The organism is Macrococcus equipercicus, assembly GCF_004359525.2.
Classification (GTDB): domain Bacteria; phylum Bacillota; class Bacilli; order Staphylococcales; family Staphylococcaceae; genus Macrococcus; species Macrococcus equipercicus.
This window is the reverse complement of sequence record NZ_SCWC02000002.1, coordinates 194,187-214,178: the sequence shown is the minus strand read 5'-3', so window position 1 is coordinate 214,178 and position 19,992 is coordinate 194,187. Positions and strand designations below refer to the sequence as shown.

Genomic DNA, 19,992 nt, shown 5'->3' with positions numbered 1-19,992 from the left:
TCATTTCATGCCAGAAATTACCCATAGAAGTAACACCCGTCCAGTAAAAGTCGGAAATCTGACTATTGGAGGAAATAACGAACTGATCATCCAAAGTATGACGACGACAAAGACGCATGACGTCGAAGCGACCGTCGCTGAGATTCTTCGCCTTGAAGAAGCCGGCTGTCAAGTCGTCCGTGTGGCATGTCCGAAAGAAGAAGATGCACTTGCTATTCCGGAAATCAAAAAACGCATCAATATTCCGCTGGTCGTTGATATCCATTTCGACTACAAACTTGCACTGCTTGCCATTGAAGGCGGCGCTGACAAAATCCGTATCAATCCAGGCAACATCGGCCGCCGCGAAAAAGTCGAGGAAGTCGTGAAAGCATGCAAGGCAAAAGGCATTCCTATCCGTATTGGTGTCAATGCCGGTTCACTTGAAAAACACATCATCAAGAAATACGGTTATCCGACAGCTGACGGTATGGTCGAAAGTGCGCTTCATCATATCAAAATTCTGGAAGACCTTGATTTCCATGATATTATCGTCTCCATGAAAGCAAGTGATGTCAATCTTGCTATTGAAGCCTATACGAAGGCGGCGCAGGCTTTTGACTATCCACTTCATCTTGGTATCACTGAAAGCGGTACATTGTTTGCCGGTACAGTTAAATCAGCAGCCGGCCTTGGCGCCATCATGAGTCTCGGTATCGGTAATACGCTTCGTATTTCGTTATCAGCTGACCCGGTCGAAGAAGTAAAAGTCGCACGTGAACTGCTGAAAACATTCGGTCTATCAAGTAATGCTGCGACGTTAATCTCCTGCCCGACATGCGGCCGTATCGAAATTGATTTGATCTCTATCGCCAATGAGGTCGAAGAATATATCTCAACGATTAAAGCACCCCTTAAAGTGGCAGTGCTCGGCTGTGCCGTGAATGGTCCGGGTGAAGCCCGGGAAGCGGATATCGGTATCGCCGGTGCCCGTGGTGAAGGTCTGTTATTTATGAAAGGCAAGACAGTCAGAAAAGTTCCTGAGGAAACGATGGTAGAAGAACTGAAAATTGAGATCGATAAGCTCGCTGAAGAATATTTCCGTAAACAGGAAGCGCTGAAATTAGAAGCAGCGGCTCAAGAGGCTGCAAGTGGCTCGTTATAGATTAGGCATTGATATCGATGGGACAGTAACGTGTCCTACTGCACTCGTTCCGTATCTGCAGCAGTCCTTTGATCAAAATCTACGTTATGAAGATATCACGGCCTACGATCTCGGCATTGTCCTCGGTAAATCTGCAGAAGAAATGTATGACTGGTTCATGGCGCACCAGGAAGAGATTTACATCAACTCACCGATTGCAGAAGGCGCAGCGCCCGTGCTCAGAAGCTGGGCCGAATGTCATGACCTGTTCTTTATCAGTGCCCGTTATGACTATCTTGATGATATTACTGAGCAGTGGTTCATCTCGCATGATATTCCTTATCACCATATCGAGCTGACTGGCAATCACGACAAGATCGCCGCTGCGAGACGACTGGAAGTTGATGCGTTTCTGGAAGATAAGCTTGACAATGCCATAAATATCAACAAGGCACTTAACATTCCTGTCATCCTTTTTGACACGCCTTATAATCAGGCTGAACTGCCGGACGGTGTCTATCGTGTGACATCATGGCAGCAGGTTGATGCCATACTTAAAGCCCAGTTAGCATAAATAAAGACCTGGAGGTTTTCCTCCAGGTCTTTATTTACATTTCTCGCATAATCCGTACAGTTCAATTTTGTGGGAGCGGATTTCAACGTCCGGTATCTCTTCTTGAAATACCGCCATCGGGCAATGCTCGATGACTTTTGTGTCGCCGCATGACTCACAGATAAAATGATGGTGATGATGATTCGTGCATGCCAGTCTGAACTTCTTCTCACCTGCCCATTCCGTTGTCTCCACGATATGCAGCTCGTTGAATGTATGCAGATTGCGGTACACCGTATCGAATGAAATGCCGGGATATTTATCATTCATTGCCAGCTGAATCTGTTTGGCACTCAAATACTTGTCTTCGTCCTTCAGTATAGTAACCATGTCTCTTCGTTTATCCGTATATTTATAGCCTTTATCTTTTAATACTTGGATGGCTTCATCAATCTTCATTGACAAGACCTCCTTCCCTTCTTTTCTGGTAGATGATACTGCCGAGCAGAATCACAATCAGCAGCAGCACAATAATACCGCCCGGTGATATGTTCATATAGAACGCAAGTATCAGCCCGGCAATGACAGCTGCCTCGCCGAATATCACACTCCAGAGCATCAGCGCCTTGTACCCTCTTGCAAAGCGCATGGCGCTCGCTACAGGCAGCGTGATCAGACTGCTGACCAGCAGAATACCGACGACTCGCATCGATGCCGAGATGACAAGTGCTACGACCAGCATGAACAGAATATGCAGCAGTCTCGGCACACCGATAATCTGCGCATACTCCTCGTCAAACGACAGCACAAACAGCTCTTTGTAAAACAAAACGACAAAGCACACGACGATTAAGAAAATCGCTGCAATGGTCAGCAGATCACTGAAAGTGACGGCGCTGATGCTGCCGAACAAGTAGCCGAATAAATCCTGATTAAAGCCGTCAGCAAGTGAAATGAAGACAACACTCAGTCCGATCCCGAGTGACATGATGATCGGTATCGCAAGTTCCTCGTAATGCTTGTATACCGTTCTCAGCCGCTCGATCAAGAGCGCACCGATTATCGAGAAAGCAATGCCTGACCAGACCGGGCTGATGACGATGGCAGGCACGAGTTTCGTCAGCAGCATGCCGAATGATATGCCGCCGAGCGTGACATGACTGAGTGCATCGGCGATCAGCGACAGCCGTCTGACCACAATAAAGGTGCCGATTAAGGGCGCCAGTATACCAATCAGCATACCGCATATAACACTGTATCTCATAAAGTCAAACTGAATCAATGCATCGATCATTGGCAGCACTCCCTTTGATGGTTATGGTCCACAAACTGAACCGGATGACCATAAATTTTTGAGATCTCAACCTGGTCCAGTGATTTGAACTGCTGGATGGTCCCATGGAAATGCAGATGCTGATTCAGACAGACGACGCTCGTCGCCGTGTCTGCCACGATACCGATGTCGTGTGTGACAAGCAGTATCGTGATGCCCTCATTTTTCAGCTGAGTGAGCAGCTGATAAAATTCTGCGACATGCTTCGCATCAATGCCGACGGTCGGTTCATCAAGAATCAGAATCGACGGATTTGAGATCAGCGCTCTTGCGATGAAGACGCGCTGCTGCTGGCCGCCGGACAGCTGTGAAATATTTTTGTGCTGTAAATGGATGATATGCAGGCGCTCCATTAACCGGATCACACGTTCACGGTCCTGTGCCGTGAAACGCTGGAACAGTTTCTTCTCCTGAGTAAGGCCGCTTGTGATCACTTCTCTCACGGTCGCCGGAAATCCTGTGTTGCCGGCATTCGCTTTCTGTGAGACATAGCCGATTTTGTCGGACAGCTGGTTGGTGAGCCGCTGTCCATTCACTAAAATAGTTCCTGTCTGCAGCTGAAGGATACCAAGAATCAGTTTCAGCAGCGTAGATTTGCCTGAACCATTCGGTCCGACGATCGCCGTGAAGCTTCCGGGATAAATCTTAATATTGATATCTTTCAGCGCCACTTTGTCAGGATAACGATAATTGACATTTTTAATTTCAAATATAGGTTCCATCGTCCACCTCTTTAAACTTTTAACTCATCTATCATAATGTAAATCGTAATGAAAACGCAAGGATGACAACTCATCCCTGCGTTTATTGGTTCATTATTTTAGTCTGAAGGTCCGGATCGAACCGGCCACCTTTAATCATTTCGATTTCAAACTTGTAAGGGGCTTTCTTGTCTTTCTTGTCCATGCCGACATAAGGTGTCTCCAAAATCTTTGGAATCTCTTTAAAGGCTTCATGATGGACGATATAATGCAGCGCATCAAAACCGATTTCACCGAAACCGAAATTTTCATGTCTATCTTTTCTTGCACCCTGCACATTTTTGCTGTCGTTGACATGCAGCACTTTAATTCTGTCGACACCGACCACTTTATCAAACTCATCCAGCACACCATCAAAATCATTGATCAGATCATAACCCGCATCATGCACATGGCATGTATCAAAGCAGACCGACAGACGATCATTGTTTTTGACACCGCTGATGATCTCGGCTAATTCTTCAAACGTCTTGCCGCATTCCGACCCTTTACCGGCCATCGTTTCAAGTGCAACTCTGACGCTGTTGTCGTTACTCAGCACTTCATTCAGACCTTCGATGATCTTTTTAATGCCTGCCTCTTCGCCTGCCCCGACGTGTGCACCCGGATGCAGCACGATGTCACGCGCTCCAAGTGCTTCGGTTCTGATAATCTCTTTCTGCAGAAACTCAACACCCAGTTCAAACACTTCCGGTTTGACAGTATTGGCGATATTGATGATATAAGGCGCATGGACGACTATATTGGATAAGTTGTTAGCCTTCATATGAGCGAAGCCCGCCTCAATATTCAGCTCCTCTATCGGTTTACGTCTTGTATTCTGCGGTGCGCCTGTATAGATCATGAATGTTGAAGAGCCGTAGGACGCTGCTTCTTCTGATGCAGCAAGCAGCATCTTCTTTCCACTCATCGATACATGTGAACCTATCAGCATTGCCTTCACTCCTATTTCTTTCTTGCTTCTCTGTTCGTCCGTTTCGCGTGGGCTTTTTTCTCATTGCGCTTCAGTTGGTCAAGCTCATATCTGAACTTACGCTTATAGCCCGGCTTCACTTTTTTCTTTGATTTCACTTTATGTTTTAACGACTGCTCGATGTTGTCTTCCTGCTTTTTACGGCCGGCACGCTGCGTGCGGTCCTTGATTTCCTTGATTTCTCCAGCTTTCACGTCAGCGTGGATAAAAGTAAAGCCCTTCGCTGTGATCTGATTGATCAAATCTTCTTCATCAGGCGTGTAGAGCGTGATCGCCGTCCCTTGATAGCTGCCGCGGCCTGTACGGCCGACGCGGTGTGTGAAGAAGTCTACATCTTTAGAGATCTCATAGTTGATGACGTGGCTGACACCTTCAATATCAATCCCGCGTGACGCCAGGTCGCTCGCTACAACATACTGGAAGTCGAGCTGCTTGATGCGTTTCATCTGCTGTGTCCGTTCACGAGGTGCAAGCCCGCCGTGAATGATACCGGCCTTGACGCCTTTGTCCGCCAGAAAACCGAGCACTTCATCTGCATGCTCGCGGCTGTTGGCGAAGATGATGCATAAATATGGGTTGATCGTCTGCATCACTTCAAATAGTTTTTCTTTTCTGTCATTGCTCTTCGTCGGAATCAGATAGAATTCGATGTTTTTGTTCGTGCGTTCTGCCGGATCGATCTGAACGAATTCAGGCTGTGCCAAATATTTGTTCAGGAAAGGATGCAGGGCCTTCGGAATGGTTGCCGAGAAGACAGCCAGCTGCGCATCTTCGCCGAGGCGTGAGGCAATCGTATCGACGGCAGGCATGAAGCCGAGGTCAATCATTAAATCGGCTTCGTCAATGACGATGGATTTAGCCAGATGCAGCTTCAGTGCATTTTCAGCCGCCATATCATTGATACGGTTCGGCGTGCCGACGATGAGCTGCGGTTCCACCTTGGATTTTAATATATCTTTCTGCTTGTCAGTGCCGCCGATGTAAAGACCTACTTTGATGTTCTTTTTAAATGATACTAAATGCGCAGCTGCCTCATACAGCTGCTTGGCCAGTTCTCTTGTCGGCGCAAGAATAATGATCTGTGGTTCGTGCAGTGCCGGGTCAATCTTATCAATCAGCGGCAGCAGGAAAGAATGTGATTTCCCTGTGCCCGTCTGCGATTGTCCAATCAGGTTAATACCTCTTGTTAGTTTAGGAATTACTCGTCTCTGGACTTCAGTCGGCTGATTAAAATTCAAATCTTTCACCGCTGCAATCATTTCAGATGAAAGTTCGAAATTTTCAAATGGATGTTTAGCCATTGTTGTCCTCCTTTATTTGTTCATCTCATGTATTATATAGGAAACCGGGCCATAAAGAAAGCAGCTTAATTAATAGAGGGAACTATGTTAAATTTGATATACTGATAAAGACAGGAGGCTATAACATGGAAATCGTAAAAATTACACCCCGCGGCTATTGTTACGGTGTCGTCGATGCGATGGTCATCGCACGCAATGCATCACTCGACCAGACGCTGCCGCGTCCCATATATATACTCGGTATGATCGTCCATAACAAGCATGTGACCGACGCTTTTGAGAGCGATGGCATCATCACGCTTGACGGCCCTAACCGGCTGGACATACTGGAACAGATTGATGAAGGGACCGTGATCTTCACAGCGCACGGTGTTTCTCCTGAAGTGAAGCGCCGTGCCAAGGAGAAAGGGCTGGTCTGCATTGATGCGACCTGTCCGGATGTCGAGAACACACATACGCTCATCCGTCAGAAAAAAGCAGAAGGCTACCACGTCATCTATATCGGCAAGAAAGGCCATCCGGAACCTGAAGGTGCGGTCGGCGTTGCCCCTGAGATCGTCCATTTAGTGGAGAATCAGAATGATATCGATGCGCTGCCTGCTGCACTCGCAGACGGCAGGCTGATCGTCACCAACCAGACGACGATGTCACAGTGGGACGTCCTCCATCTCATGGAATCGCTCGAACAAAAATTCCCGCACATTGAAGTTCATAAAGAGATCTGCCTGGCGACACAAGTGAGACAGGAAGCAGTTGCTGAGCAGGCGGGTCAGGCTGATGTCCTGATTGTCGTCGGCGATCCAAAGAGCAACAACTCCAACCGCCTTGCTCAGGTCTCGAAAGAAATTGCGCATACAGAGGCCTACCGCATTTCTGACATCAGTGAGCTGAAGCTGGAATGGCTTACCGGTAAATCAACGGTTGCGATAACAGCCGGCGCCTCTACACCGACCCCGATTGTCAAGGAAGTGATTGACTACGTGAAGTCATTCGACCCTGCCGATCCGCTGCCTGTCCCTGAGCGCTCTGCAGTCGCGGTTGATAAAATACTGCCGAAAATCAAAAATCCAAAGCCAGTGGATGTGCTATAACAATTCCGTCCAATATAAAGACACCGAACGAGATTTTCTTGTCCGGTGTCTATTTATTATGCGGTCAATAAGCTTTAAATGGATTCGTATCCACAGTTGAACTGATGACAGGTACATCAAGGTCAAAGCTCTCCAGCAATGATTTCAGTCCCTCTTTCACCACACTCTCCGCATAGTGCTGAATATCAACAGCCGGCAGACCATTCATCAATAAGTCATGCGCCTCGTGGTACTTGATATCACCTGTCAAAAAGACATCCACACCTGACTGTCTGACAGCCGGGACATAATCCATGCCCGCGCCGCCGATAATACCGACTGTGCGGATTTCCTGATCAGGGCTGCCGATCAGACGGACAGTGTCCACCTTAAGCTTCGACTTCACCTCTTTCAACCAGTTCCCGATCTGAACCGGCTGCTTCAGCTCTGCTTTAATGCCCGTGCCAAACATATCTTTCACTAGAAACTCATATATGTCGTAAGCCGGCTCCTCATAAGGATGGCTGGCTATTAAAGCTGCCTCCACCTGACGTCTTAAACGCGGCTCAAAGACGCATTCAAGCTTAATCTCATCGACAATTTCCAGCTTTCCGACTTCTCCCGTATAAGGATGAGCACTGGCGTCCGGCTTGAACTGACCTGTGCCTTCCAGCTGGAAGAAGCAGTCGCTGTAATCACCGATCTGTCCGGCGCCTGCTTCACTCAATGCTGCTTTAACCTGCATCACATGGGATTCAGGTACAAACAGCTGTAATTTAGCCATAGCACTCAGCTGAGGCATAAGAATGTCCTGATTTATAAGATCAAGCTTATCAGCGATCATCGCACTGACGCCTTGCGGATGGGCATCCAGATTCGTATGCAGTGCAATCAGATTGATACTATTTTTGATCAGCTGCTGAATCACAGCACCATAACCTTGATTCGTAATGTTTTTAATGCCGCTGAAGATGAGCGGATGATGGCAGATAATGGTGTTACACTGTTGCTGTACGGCTTCTTCCACCACTTCAAGCGTGCAGTCGAGCGTCGTCATAATAGTCGTGATTGCCGACTCTTTATCGCCGATCAGCAGTCCGACATTATCCCACGAATCTGCCTTACTAAGCGGGATTTCCCGGTCAATCAGCTGCATCAGTTCATTGATTTTCATCCGATCACCTCTTTAAACATGATAAGCTGCTGCTCGATTTCCTTGAGCCGCTCTGTCTGTTCTGGATTGTCTTTAATACTTTCCTTTACACGCTGCAGGTGGTTGTATTCCCGCGTCCATTTTTCAAGGAACAGCGGAGAACGCTCTGCCATCAACAGTGGGCCGAATTTGAGCTCTGCCGCTGTCAGTGTCATCGGCTGCTGCTTGTCGGCTACGACAATCTCATATATATGACGCTTCTCTTTGATGATCTCTTCAGCCGTGATCGTATAACCGAGCTTGATTAATGCTGCTCTGACACTTGCTGTATGGATATTGCTCTGTAGAATCAGTCGTGGTGCACTGTTCAGCTTGTTCATGCCGCTTAACAGGATGTCAGCAATCAGCGGTCCACCCATGCCGCAGATGGTGATTGAATCTACTTCACCGTCTGCAATCACTTCAAGTCCTGATCCTTTTCTCACAGCAATCTTATGCGTCAGTCCGTGTGCTCTGACATTGTTGACTGCAGCCTGAAACGGGCCGTCGACCACTTCTCCGGCTACAGCACTTGTGACTTTGCCGTCCGCTACTAATGCAATCGGCAGATAAGCATGGTCTGATCCGATATCTGCCATCGTCGTGCCTGTTACATAGGCCGCTACTTGTTCTAAACGTTTACTCAGCATAATGGTTTCCTTTCAAAAAAAAATCCTTTGCCTCAGCAAAAGATTTTTCATTTATTATTTCGCGCCGTCTTTTAAGTATTTCACAAGTGTATCCAAATCTTTATCAGCGATTACAGATTCATCATGTGCAGGCATCGGGCCTTTACCGTTACGGATAATTTTTTTCATCTCATCTGCAGGTTTTTTGTTTCCTGCAAGTTTAGGTCCCATTGCACCTTCAAGGTTTTGACCATGACATGAAGTACAGTTGTCTTTAGCAAACGACGCAGCATCAAATTTCTGCGCTGTTTTAGTACCTTCGTCTTTATTCTCCGCTGCTTTGTTCGCACCGTGAGCTGACAAGAAGAACACCAGGCCTACACCCATAAGCAGGATAAGAATAAATGGAATGACTGGATTGCGATTCATTAAATATACCTCCCTTTAAATTCACCATATACATTTCTATTTTATATTAAATACTAGCAATGTCAAAGTGTTTTCAAGATTTTAATCAATAAATTAATCCATGAAATCCTTCAGACGTTTGCTTCTGGATGGGTGTCTTAATTTACGGAGGGCTTTCGCTTCAATCTGGCGGATACGTTCACGTGTCACACCAAAGACCTTTCCTACTTCTTCCAGCGTCCGTGTACGACCATCGTCTAAACCGAAACGAAGTCGCAGGACATTCTCCTCACGGTCTGTCAATGTATCGAGGACATCTTCCAGCTGCTCTTTCAGCAGTTCATAAGCAGCGTGATCTGCCGGACTCTGGGCATCCTGGTCTTCGATGAAGTCCCCTAAATGACTGTCATCTTCTTCCCCGATCGGCGTTTCAAGTGATACCGGCTCCTGGGCAATCTTAAGAATTTCCCGCACTTTCTCTGCCGGCAGGTCCATTTCCTCACCGATTTCCTCAGGGCTCGGATCACGGCCTAGATCCTGCAGCAGCTGGCGCTGTACGCGGATCAACTTGTTGATGGTCTCCACCATGTGGACAGGAATACGAATCGTCCGCGCCTGGTCAGCGATCGCACGTGTGATCGCCTGACGGATCCACCACGTTGCATAAGTGGAGAATTTAAACCCTTTGTTGAAGTCAAACTTCTCAACCGCTTTGATCAGGCCCATATTCCCTTCCTGAATCAAGTCGAGAAACAGCATGCCGCGGCCGACGTAGCGTTTTGCGATGCTGACAACTAGACGTAAGTTCGCTTCAGCAAGCCGCGCTTTTGCCACTTCATCACCCTGCTCTATCCGCTTCGCAAGTTCAATTTCTTCAGCAGCGCTGAGCAAGTTGACACGGCCGATCTCTTTTAAATACATCCGCACAGGGTCGTTGATTTTAACGCCGGGAGGTGCTGACAAATCATTCAGATTGATTTTGTCATCAGTATCTTGTGCATCTTTTTCATTGATCAATGTAATATCATTTTCAGCGATCGCTTCGAAAAATTCATCCATCTGGTCTGCATCCATCTCAAAATTCTGCAGACGGTCCGCAATTTCCTCATGGCTTAACTGACCATTCTTTTTTCCTGTTTCAATCAACTGTGCTTTGACCTGATCGACGGTCAACAGTCCTTCGTTGTTATTTGCTGTGATGCTCTCTTTCTTTTTAGCCACTAAGCATTACCTCCTGAGTTACTTCAGTTTTTTCTGTCTGTTATAGTCAATGATCGCCTTCATCAACCGGTCTCGCTCAGCTTCATTACTTTCTGCAATCGCTTCAGACAGCGACTGCTTCAAGTGACTCAGACTGCGCAGTTCCTCCTGTTCATGACGGATGACATAAATATAGTCCTCTATCTCCTCGACTGACGGGTCCTGGTTGATGATGATTTCATCAATTGAAATAATATCGCTTTGACAATGGGCCGGAACGAACGATAAAAACTGACTGACGTTAAAATAGTCGCTGCTTTCATAATACCCTGTTAAAGCAATAAATATCTCCTGATGTTCCTGCTTTTTGAAATGTTCAGCTGTAATATAACCTGTCATTTTGTTGAACAAATATTTATCCTTAAAAAAATGTTTAAGCACCAACCGTTCCGCTCTTTCAGGCTTGGAATACGTAACGATTCTTGGGCCTGGAGTGAACTGTGGCGCTGACTGAGGAATATATTTACTGACTTCAAAATTGAGACTGTCAAAATCTACTTTAAACAATTCACTAGCCTCGTGCAATACTTTTTTCCTCAGAGCCGGTGATTTAATACGTGCGATGTCATTCGTCACTTCTTTCAGCCGCTGATCAAAGACAAGGTCGTTGGAAGCCACCTGCTTTGACATTTCCTTCAGCTTGTAACTGACGAAAGACAGCTTATTGTGCATGACATAACTTAAAAAGGCCTCTTTGCCCATGTCATTGATCATTTCATCCGGGTCCCGGTCTTTCTTCACTGGTACGACAAAGGTGCTGATCCCTTCGTTCAGTAAATTCTCGCCGACGCTCATCGTCGCCTTCTGTCCCGCCGTATCTCCGTCAAACATCAATGTGACATTGCCGGCAAGCTTCTTCAGCTGCAGCACATGTTCTTTACTGAGCGCTGTCCCCATCGTCGCAATCGTATTGGTCAGACCCGCTTCCGTCACTTTGATGACGTCCATAAAACCTTCCAGCAGAATGACTTCATCCTGCTGTCTGATTGCTTTGCGCGCGACATCCAGATGATAAAGGAGCTGTCGTTTCTGGAAGACCGGGGTTTCCGGGCTGTTTAAATATTTCGGTTCCTCATTCTTATACGTTCTCCCGGAAAAACCGACCGTATGTCCCTGGGCATTGTTGATCGGAAACATGATCCGGTCACGGAAGCGGTCATAGTAGCTGAAATTTTCTTCATTTCTCGATAACAGTCCGGCCTCGTAGGCAAGCGCCTTGTCAAACCCGCGTTTCTCCAGAAAGTCATGCGCAAAATGACTGATATTCGGGCTGTAGCCGATCTTCTCGCGGTTGATGATTTCATCTGTAAAGCCCCGGTCATATAAATACTGCAGCGCAGGCTCTGCCTCCTCAATCGCTTTCAGCACGTAATGATAATAATCGCGCAGCAGTTCATGCATTTCAATCATCTTCATATTATCATTGGCATAGACGACCGGTTCACGCTGTGCTATTTGGACGCCGACATTTTCACCGAGTCTTCTGACAGCTTCCACAAATGAGATATTTTCAATCTGCTCCATAAACTGAAAGACATTCCCGCCTTTTTTGCAGCCGAAGCAATGACAGATTTGCTTATCGACTGATACTGAAAAGGATGGCGTCTTTTCATCATGAAAGGGACATAAACCGATATAGTTACGTCCCCTTTTTTCTAGCTTCACATATTGGCTGACTACGTCAAGAATGTCATTCTTTTCACGTATTTCGTTAATAAGGTCTTGATCTAACTGCAAACTAACACCTCTTAGTAATCGTATCTGTTATTGGTCGTAATGATCTTGATGATTTCATTAGCCGTCTCTTCGATGGCTTTATTTGACACATCGATGACCGGACAGCCGATGCGGCTGACGATTTTCTCGAAATACTCAAGCTCCTCAAGAATCCGCCGGTCCTGCGCGTAATTGGCATCATCATTCAGACCGAGCTGAGTCAGCCGCGCTTTACGGATAGCATTCAGCTTGGTCGGATCAATTTTCAGGGCGATGCACTTTGCCGCATCAATTTCAAACAGCTGGTCAGGTGGATCTACTTCCGGCACAAGCGGCACGTTCATCACCTTAAAGCGTTTATGGGCAAGATACTGACTGAGCGGTGTCTTAGAAGTACGCGATACACCAATCAGCACGATGTCCGCTTTAGGCAGCCCTCTCGGATCACGGCCGTCGTCATATTTAACAGCGAACTCAATCGCCTCTATCTTCTTGAAATAATCTTCATCAAGCTTATGGACAACTCCCGGCTCATTGAGCGGCGACTCATTCAGTTCATTTGTCAGTTCAGCCATGAGCGGCCCCATGATATCGACATGCTTCAGCCCGTACTGTTCAAGCTGCTCTTTCATATACTTGCGGATATCCGGTCTGACGAGCGTATATATCACGATAGAACGCTGTTCACGTGCAATGGCAATCACTTCGTCTATATTCTCAGGTGTTTCAATGTAAGGAAGACGGATTGTCTCAAGGGCATTACCAAGCTGGTTGAATTGCGAAGTACAGGCTTTCGTTACAAGTTCAGCTGTCTCTCCGACAGAATCCGAAGCAATGATTAATCTGATTTCATCCATGAGTAATACTCCTATTCATCTTCAATTAGTGCGACAAACGCACGCGTTATAGTAGTCTTCGTAATACGTCCGGTCACTTCATAGCTGGAGCCTTTTTTCTTTACCACCGGCAGTGAATCAATCTGCTTCTCAATGAGCAGGTTAGCCGCATAGACGAGCAGGTCATCAGGCGTCACGACCGACAGATTAGGCATACGGCTCATAATCACGTGAACCGGCACGGCATGAATGTCCTGGCCGCCCATGGAAGCACGGAGCAGATCTTTACGGGAACAGACACCGACCAGCTGATTCTTCTTATTGATGACAAACAATGTCCCGACGTCCTCAAGAAACATCGCACAAATCGCATCATAGGCCGATACATCTTCATTGATCACACTCGGTATCGACTGAAAGTCTTTGACCTGGAACTTTCTGATGGATGCAGACAGCAGCTGCGTACTTGATTTACCGGTGTAGAAATAACCGACCCGGGGTCTTGCATCCAAGTATCCGGCCATCGTCAAAATCGCGAGATCCGGTCTTAATGTCGCCCGCGTTAAATTTAACCGCTCTGCTATCTTCTCTCCTGTAATGGGGCCATTGTTCTTGACTATTTGCAGAATCTTTTCCTGTCTTTGATTCAATTCGATGGTGAACACCCCTTGGACATAGTTAGATAAATTTATTATACGCCTTAAAGCTTTGTGACACAAATAATTGATTTAAATGATTGTCTCTCCATTTAAATCATGATATATTCATAATAAGCGAGTTAAGGACGGTGAGAGCTTAACACTTAAATGGCCTGATTATGTTAATATTCAAAGATGAGTGGAAACACTAATTTGGGTGGAACCGCGGGTAATATACTCGTCCCAAGGCATAATGCCTTGGGACTTTTTTTATCCGCTTTAATCATAAGGAGGAATTATCAATGACAAACATGGATACAGTAGTATCGCTTGCAAAACACCGCGGATTTGTCTTTCCAGGCAGTGAAATTTACGGCGGTCTGGCAAACACGTGGGACTACGGCCCGCTCGGTGTAGAACTGAAAAACAACGTAAAAAAAGCATGGTGGCAGAAATTTGTGCAGCAGTCCCCGTATAACGTCGGACTAGATGCAGCTATTTTAATGAACCCTAGGACTTGGGAAGCAAGCGGCCACTTATCAAACTTCAACGATCCGATGATCGACTGCAAAAACTGTAAAGCGCGTCATCGAGCAGACAAACTGATCGAAGACGTTATGCAGCAGGAAGACGATACATTCATTGCAGACGGCTTAAGCTTCGATGAGATGAAGCGTCTGATTGACGACCATCATATCGACTGCCCGGAATGCGGCGCCCACGACTATACGGATATCCGTCAGTTCAACTTGATGTTCAAAACATTCCAGGGCGTCACTGAATCTTCAACAAACGAAATCTTCCTTCGTCCTGAGACGGCTCAAGGTATTTTCGTCAACTACAAAAATGTTCAGCGTTCTATGCGTAAAAAATTACCGTTCGGTATCGCTCAGGTCGGCAAATCATTCCGTAACGAAATCACGCCGGGTAACTTCACATTCCGTACACGTGAATTCGAACAGATGGAGCTGGAATTCTTCTGTAAGCCGGGCACTGAAATCGAATGGCAGAACTACTGGAAAACGTTTGCGGCAGACTGGCTGAAAACGCTGGGCGTCAAAGAAGAAAATACACGTCTGCGCGACCACGATGAAGATGAACTGTCGCACTACTCTAACGCGACAACAGATATCGAATACAGATTTCCGTTCGGCTGGGGTGAGCTGTGGGGTATTGCCAGCCGTACTGACTTCGACCTCAAAAAACACATGGAGCATTCCGGCGATGACTTCACTTATCACGACCCGGAAACGAACGAGAAATATGTCCCGTTCTGTATCGAGCCGTCACTTGGCGCGGACCGTGTGACACTTGCATTCCTGTGTGATGCTTTCGATGAGGAAGCGCTTGAAGGCGATGACAAACGTACTGTGCTGCGTTTCCACCCGGCACTTGCACCTTATAAGGCAGCCATCCTGCCGCTCAGCAAAAAGCTGTCTAAAGACGCGCTTCAAGTATTCGAAGAATTAAGTGCGGATTTCAATATCGATTTTGATGAAAGTCAGTCAATCGGTAAACGCTACCGTCGTCAGGATGAAATCGGAACACCGTACTGCATCACCTTCGACTTCGATTCACTGGAAGACAACCAGGTGACTGTCCGCGACCGCGATACGATGGAACAAGTACGTATGCCGATCAGCGAAGTCAAAAACTTCCTTGCTGAAAAAGTAAAATTTTAAAAATAAGCCTCCATTCAGTTGAATGGAGGCTTATTTATTTGACCGGGCTATTTCAGCTGCTCAAGTATTCGTCTTGATTTCAGCGAGACTCCGATGAATTCATCATACAGCTGGAAGACCAGCCGTTCCATCTCACTCACTAATTCTTCGCTGATCGTCACCGAGCTGTACTGCTCAAGCGGCAGACTGTTCAGCAGATAAAGGAAATACAGACTTTTGTTGCTCATCGGCACGGCATGCATATCTTCAGCCATCGCCCGCTGCGTCAGTACACTGTTCAGCTTCATGGAATAACCTGCAAACTGCGCGTGACCTGCCGACCGATCGACTGGACACTCAGTGAAGTTCGGCGTGTAGCCATAGAGCGGCATACATTTCAGACTGGCGATCAGTGCGATGACAGCAGGATCCGCCCCGTCCGCAATATGGTCAAGCCCGAACTTCAACAGCTCATAGACGAACTTACTTTCGTCATCATCTTCCATCGCCTTATCAATCAGCTCAGCAATGTACTGCGCATAAGTCAGCTTGAACAGATCACTCCGAATCTCATAATGGCTGTTCAGCGTATCAACAGAGCTCAGTGTGCCCATCCCTTTGAACTGGGAGAAAATAAATAGATTCTCATAGAACAGATCGAGCGCGTAGCCGAACTTCTTCGATTTCTTAGCGTTTCTTGCCATGACCGGTATCTTTCTGCCGTGCTCGGCAAGAAACGTCACTATGAGATGCGAATCCCCGTAGTCAACACGACGTATGACGATACCGTTCACTTTATTCAGCATCGCTTAATACTCATCTTCCCGGTAGCCGATCTGTCTGATGAAGTTCGGCTTATTGCGCCAGTCCTTCTGCACTTTCACCCACAGTTCAAGATAGACTTTGGAGCCGAGCAGCATTTCGATATCCTGACGGGCACGCTTACCGACTTCTTTCAGCATCTTGCCCTGCTTGCCGATAACAATCCCTTTCTGGGAATCGCGTTCGACATATATCGTCGCTTCAACGTGCACGCGGTCTTCTGATTCACGCAGCATCTTCTCGACGTTGACACCGATGGCATGAGGAATCTCCTGGCTTGTCAGGTGAAGCACTTTTTCACGGATAAGTTCCGCTACTATGAAGTGTTCCGGATGGTCAGAAATCTGGTCCTTCGGATAATACATCGGGCCTTCCGGCAGATAGCCGCTGATGACTTCGACAAGACGGTCGACATTGTTACCCTGCAGCGCTGAGATCGGGACAATTTCAGCAAACGGCAGCAGGTCTTTATATTTCTCGATTTCTGTGATCAGCTGATCCGGATGGACAAGGTCAATCTTATTCAGCACTAAAAAGACCGGTGTCTTTGTATTTTTCAGCATCTCGACGATATATTCATCTCCGCGGCCGATGCTTTCTTCGACATTGATCATGAACAAAATCGCATCGACTTCACGCAGTGTGTTCTTCGCGACTTTCATCATATAGTCGCCGAGCACGTGCTTCGGCTTATGGATGCCCGGTGTATCGATGAAAATAATCTGGGCGTCGTCTGTCGTCAGCACGCCCTGCACTTTGTTACGCGTCGTCTGTGCCTTGTCAGACATGATCGCCACTTTCTGACCGAGGACGCGGTTCATAAAGGTTGATTTGCCGACATTCGGCCGGCCGATAATAGCTACAAATCCTGATTTAAACTCATTAGTCATTCGTTAAGTCCTTTCCTGAAAATCCATTTGGTAGAAGTTCGGCCACTGTGCTTTCAATGACATCACCGGCTGTATTCGTCATCAATACCGGCATGTCATCGTCGCACAGCTCTTTCATGACTTGCCGGCATACGCCGCATGGTGATGATGGTTTGTCAGCTCCTGTCGCCACAACAATCATTTTGAAATCTCCTGGACGGTATCCCTGCGCGATCGCAGAGACAAGTGCTGTGCGTTCAGCACAGATGGTCGGGCCGTACGCCGCGTTTTCGACATTGCAGCCGTAAAAAGCCCGGCCGTCTTTTGTGACAAGGTATGCCCCCACTTTAAAATGGGAGAACGGTGTATATGCCCTGCTTCTTGCAGTCAGCACTTCCTCAAGCCATTCTTGTTTAAATTCCATCTCTTTTACTCCTTTAGTTTAATAATGCGAAGATGCGTGGAATAAATATCACGCAGCCGATAATAGCACTCATCATGCTTGCCAGTACAACAGCAAAGCTCGCTGTGTCTTTAGCATGTTTTGCGAGCTCATGGTAATCGTCAGTCACGAGATCCACGACGTACTCAACCGATGTATTGATCACTTCCATAAATAACACCGAAAAAATGGCGATTATGATGAACAGCCATTCCACTTTTGTCAGATCGAAACAGCTGCCTGCGATGATGACAAGGACGGCCGTCAGCAGGTGAAGCACGAAATTTCTGTCTTTCTTCAATAAAGTCATGAATCCCTGCAGTGGATAGACGAAGCGCTTCATCAGCTATCCTCTCGTCAGACCGAAAGCTGTCAGCAGTTCATCCTGACGTCCGAACATCTGTTTTTCGTCAGCTTCCGTCATATGATCATAGCCTAGTAAATGCAGCAGACCGTGAAGCGCCAGAAACCCGACTTCACGTTCAAAGGAGTGACCGTAATCGTCAGCCTGCTCCTTCGCCCGTTCCACACAGATGATGATGTCACCGAGCACACGGATCATTGACGGATCTTCAAAGTCGTCTTCTCCTTCTTCCATGGCAAAGCTGATGACATCTGTCACGCTGTCCTTATTTCTGTACTCTGCGTTGATCGACTGGATCTCTTCACTGGAAACAAACGATACAGCGACTTCCGCTTCTTCTGCTATTCCTTCTTCAGCTGCTGCAAATTGAAGCAGTTCTTCAATCTTCGGCAAATAAGCAGCAGCCAAATAATTCTCATCATCAATAAATTCTACTGTCAGCATTATTCTTCCTCCGAATAGGCTCTGATTATTTTACTCACCAGCGGGTGACGGACGACATCTGACGACTCGAACGTCTGCATGCCGATGCCCGGGACATCGTACAGACGACGCTCCGCTTCCACAAGGCCGCTTTTAACACCTTTCGGCAGGTCAATCTGCGTCTTATCACCGGTGATGACCATCTTTGAACCGAATCCAAGACGGGTCAAAAACATCTTCATCTGTGCATGCGTTGTATTCTGCGCCTCGTCGAGAATGACGAACGCATCCTCAAGCGTTCTGCCCCGCATATAGGCAAGCGGTGCCACTTCAATGACGCCGCGCTCAATCAGCCGTGCGGTATGCTCTGCGCCGAGCACATGATGCAGCCCGTCATAGAGCGGCCGTAAATAAGGATCGACTTTCTCCTTTAAGTCACCGGGCAGAAACCCGAGCGATTCCCCGGCTTCAACCGCAGGACGCGTCAGCACGATCCGTTTCACCTGACCGGCACGCAAAGCTTTAGCTGCCATGACAACCGCGAGAAACGTCTTGCCGGTTCCTGCCGGCCCGATACCGAAGACAAGGTCACTCTTCTTCATCTCGTGAATATAGAGCCGCTGCCCCATCGTCTTCGCCCGGATGGACTTACCGTAAGCATCTTTTGTGATTTCTTCATCATAAAGATCACTTAAATAGTGGATGGTTCCTTTATCAGCCATCTGGGCCGCTGACTGAACGTCTTTCAAGGATATGTTCATCCCTTTTTGAACTACCTTTAGTAAGTTAAGAAGGACAGCCTCTGCTTTATCGACATCTTTGTCGTCTCCCGAGACAGTCACCTGCCCGCCCCGTGTATGTATCTCTACATTGAAAGCTTCTTCCAGATAAGTGATGTGTTCATCACCATTACCGAGGATTGCCTGTGCTTCATTAACATTCTCTATTGTGATTGTCTGTGGCATTCAAAAACTCCTTATTATCAGTTTAAGTTAAATTTAACATAGTGGCTGAATAGTTTCATCTAGCAGTTACAGCTTCAGCGACGATTAATGCGTTCTGTGTCAAAAATCCATATTAATTTTCCGATTAATAGTTATCTCTATTTTACCAAATGTCAGCAGGAATCCGCGGACATTTGCCTTGAATCCAACAAAAAAGCCGGGGCCCATAGTCACTGGGTCCGGCTTTACTGTTATCTTCTGCTTTTAGGTGGTGCCAGCACTTCTGACAACACGATGCCCTGCACGAGATGATGTTTTGAGAAATCAAGCAGCGGCTCCGAACTGACAGTCAGATCACCTTCAGTAATACTGCTGATCCGCTGTGCCTTCTGTTTTTCAGACAGATGTGTATCCGCCATGATGGCCTGCATCCGGGCTTCCTTGCTCTTATCAGGGCGGGGACGTTTTTCTGCCTGTGCCTGAATGACCGGCTGTGATGATTCCACCACTGGATGGGTGCGTTCAATCACGTTTCTTTTGAAGTCATCCAGCGTCCTGATCTGAGGTGTGCTTACCGGTTTTTCTTTCGTCTTGTGCTTCTTCTCGCTCATTGACTGAAAGACCGAGAAGATAATCCCGATGATAAATAAAATAACGCCTGTTTCCATTTACAG

The 19,992-nt window shown here is 47.0% G+C and carries 23 protein-coding genes; 4 read left to right on the top strand and 19 right to left on the bottom strand.

Annotation, left to right across the window (positions count from 1 at the left end; translation table 11 throughout):
* Positions 1-16: 16 nt before the first annotated feature.
* The gene (ispG, locus tag ERX35_RS03635) at positions 17-1,144 is read left to right on the top strand and encodes a flavodoxin-dependent (E)-4-hydroxy-3-methylbut-2-enyl-diphosphate synthase (protein ID WP_246143121.1); all 1,128 of its coding nucleotides are present in this window, start codon (positions 17-19) and stop codon (positions 1,142-1,144) included.
* Positions 1,131-1,697, top strand: coding sequence for a 5' nucleotidase, NT5C type (locus tag ERX35_RS03630; protein ID WP_170234524.1), 567 nt, complete (start codon positions 1,131-1,133; stop codon positions 1,695-1,697). The genes ispG and ERX35_RS03630 overlap by 14 nt, the downstream gene beginning before the upstream one ends.
* A gap of 30 nt (positions 1,698-1,727) precedes the next feature.
* Here ERX35_RS03630 and ERX35_RS03625 read toward each other — a convergent pair whose 3' ends face one another.
* The 5 genes from ERX35_RS03625 to ERX35_RS03605 all read right to left on the bottom strand — a co-directional run bounded on the left by ERX35_RS03625 (position 1,728) and on the right by ERX35_RS03605 (position 6,044).
* A complete protein-coding gene (locus tag ERX35_RS03625) occupies positions 1,728-2,135 on the bottom strand; it encodes a Fur family transcriptional regulator (protein ID WP_149458555.1) in 408 nt (135 codons plus the stop codon).
* The gene (locus ERX35_RS03620) at positions 2,125-2,970 is read right to left on the bottom strand and encodes a metal ABC transporter permease (protein WP_149458554.1); all 846 of its coding nucleotides are present in this window, start codon (positions 2,968-2,970) and stop codon (positions 2,125-2,127) included. Before ERX35_RS03620 ends, ERX35_RS03625 begins: the two co-directional genes overlap by 11 nt.
* Positions 2,967-3,731: a metal ABC transporter ATP-binding protein gene (locus tag ERX35_RS03615; protein WP_149458553.1), complete on the bottom strand. Its 765-nt coding sequence runs from the start codon at positions 3,729-3,731 to the stop codon at positions 2,967-2,969. Before ERX35_RS03615 ends, ERX35_RS03620 begins: the two co-directional genes overlap by 4 nt.
* Before the next feature lie 82 nt (positions 3,732-3,813).
* Positions 3,814-4,704, bottom strand: a complete 891-nt coding sequence (locus tag ERX35_RS03610) for a deoxyribonuclease IV (protein WP_149458552.1) — start codon at positions 4,702-4,704, stop codon at positions 3,814-3,816.
* An 11-nt stretch (positions 4,705-4,715) separates the two neighbouring features.
* Positions 4,716-6,044: a DEAD/DEAH box helicase gene (locus tag ERX35_RS03605; protein ID WP_149458551.1), complete on the bottom strand. Its 1,329-nt coding sequence runs from the start codon at positions 6,042-6,044 to the stop codon at positions 4,716-4,718.
* A 125-nt stretch (positions 6,045-6,169) separates the two neighbouring features.
* Here ERX35_RS03605 and ERX35_RS03600 point away from each other — a divergent pair, with 125 nt between their 5' ends.
* Positions 6,170-7,135: a 4-hydroxy-3-methylbut-2-enyl diphosphate reductase gene (locus ERX35_RS03600; protein ID WP_149458550.1), complete on the top strand. Its 966-nt coding sequence runs from the start codon at positions 6,170-6,172 to the stop codon at positions 7,133-7,135.
* Between the two features lie 64 nt (positions 7,136-7,199).
* Here ERX35_RS03600 and ERX35_RS03595 read toward each other — a convergent pair whose 3' ends face one another.
* From ERX35_RS03595 to ccpN, 7 genes are all read right to left on the bottom strand, one after another.
* A complete protein-coding gene (locus ERX35_RS03595) occupies positions 7,200-8,288 on the bottom strand; it encodes a Nif3-like dinuclear metal center hexameric protein (RefSeq protein ID WP_149458549.1) in 1,089 nt (362 codons plus the stop codon).
* Entirely contained in the window at positions 8,285-8,956 is a 672-nt protein-coding gene (locus ERX35_RS03590) for a tRNA (adenine(22)-N(1))-methyltransferase (RefSeq protein WP_149458548.1), read from the bottom strand. The genes ERX35_RS03595 and ERX35_RS03590 overlap by 4 nt, the downstream gene beginning before the upstream one ends.
* 54 nt (positions 8,957-9,010) lie before the next feature.
* Positions 9,011-9,364 carry a c-type cytochrome gene (locus ERX35_RS03585; protein WP_149458547.1) on the bottom strand — a complete coding sequence of 118 codons (354 nt, stop codon included), beginning with the start codon at positions 9,362-9,364 and terminating at the stop codon, positions 9,011-9,013.
* 93 nt (positions 9,365-9,457) lie between these two features.
* A complete protein-coding gene (gene rpoD / locus ERX35_RS03580; RefSeq protein ID WP_149458546.1) occupies positions 9,458-10,564 on the bottom strand; it encodes an RNA polymerase sigma factor RpoD in 1,107 nt (368 codons plus the stop codon).
* Between the two features lie 18 nt (positions 10,565-10,582).
* Entirely contained in the window at positions 10,583-12,340 is a 1,758-nt protein-coding gene (dnaG, locus tag ERX35_RS03575) for a DNA primase (protein ID WP_149458545.1), read from the bottom strand.
* A gap of 11 nt (positions 12,341-12,351) precedes the next feature.
* On the bottom strand, positions 12,352-13,176 hold the full coding sequence (locus ERX35_RS03570; RefSeq protein ID WP_149458544.1) for a pyruvate, water dikinase regulatory protein: 825 nt from the start codon (positions 13,174-13,176) through the stop codon (positions 12,352-12,354).
* Between the two features lie 11 nt (positions 13,177-13,187).
* Positions 13,188-13,820, bottom strand: a complete 633-nt coding sequence (gene ccpN / locus ERX35_RS03565) for a transcriptional regulator CcpN (RefSeq protein WP_149458543.1) — start codon at positions 13,818-13,820, stop codon at positions 13,188-13,190.
* Between the two features lie 275 nt (positions 13,821-14,095).
* On the opposite strand from ccpN, the gene ERX35_RS03560 reads away from it, so the two are divergent.
* Positions 14,096-15,475 carry a glycine--tRNA ligase gene (locus ERX35_RS03560; RefSeq protein ID WP_149458542.1) on the top strand — a complete coding sequence of 460 codons (1,380 nt, stop codon included), beginning with the start codon at positions 14,096-14,098 and terminating at the stop codon, positions 15,473-15,475.
* A 47-nt stretch (positions 15,476-15,522) separates the two neighbouring features.
* On the opposite strand, the gene recO is transcribed toward ERX35_RS03560, so the two are convergent.
* The 7 genes from recO to ERX35_RS03525 form a co-directional block, all read right to left on the bottom strand.
* Positions 15,523-16,260, bottom strand: a complete 738-nt coding sequence (gene recO / locus ERX35_RS03555; RefSeq protein ID WP_149458541.1) for a DNA repair protein RecO — start codon at positions 16,258-16,260, stop codon at positions 15,523-15,525.
* Positions 16,261-16,263: 3 nt separating this feature from the next.
* The gene (gene era, locus ERX35_RS03550) at positions 16,264-17,166 is read right to left on the bottom strand and encodes a GTPase Era (RefSeq protein ID WP_149458540.1); all 903 of its coding nucleotides are present in this window, start codon (positions 17,164-17,166) and stop codon (positions 16,264-16,266) included.
* Positions 17,159-17,569 (bottom strand): cytidine deaminase, encoded by a 411-nt coding sequence (gene cdd / locus ERX35_RS03545; protein WP_149458539.1) that lies wholly within the window; start codon positions 17,567-17,569, stop codon positions 17,159-17,161. Before cdd ends, era begins: the two co-directional genes overlap by 8 nt.
* A 13-nt stretch (positions 17,570-17,582) precedes the next feature.
* Complete coding sequence (locus ERX35_RS03540) at positions 17,583-17,930, bottom strand: diacylglycerol kinase family protein (RefSeq protein WP_211359972.1); 348 nt, start codon at positions 17,928-17,930, stop codon at positions 17,583-17,585.
* Between the two features lie 3 nt (positions 17,931-17,933).
* Complete coding sequence (gene ybeY, locus ERX35_RS03535; RefSeq protein WP_149458537.1) at positions 17,934-18,395, bottom strand: rRNA maturation RNase YbeY; 462 nt, start codon at positions 18,393-18,395, stop codon at positions 17,934-17,936.
* Positions 18,395-19,339 carry a PhoH family protein gene (locus ERX35_RS03530; protein ID WP_149458536.1) on the bottom strand — a complete coding sequence of 315 codons (945 nt, stop codon included), beginning with the start codon at positions 19,337-19,339 and terminating at the stop codon, positions 18,395-18,397. Before ERX35_RS03530 ends, ybeY begins: the two co-directional genes overlap by 1 nt.
* 230 nt (positions 19,340-19,569) lie before the next feature.
* Positions 19,570-19,986 (bottom strand): hypothetical protein, encoded by a 417-nt coding sequence (locus ERX35_RS03525; RefSeq protein ID WP_149458535.1) that lies wholly within the window; start codon positions 19,984-19,986, stop codon positions 19,570-19,572.
* Positions 19,987-19,992: the final 6 nt, after the last annotated feature.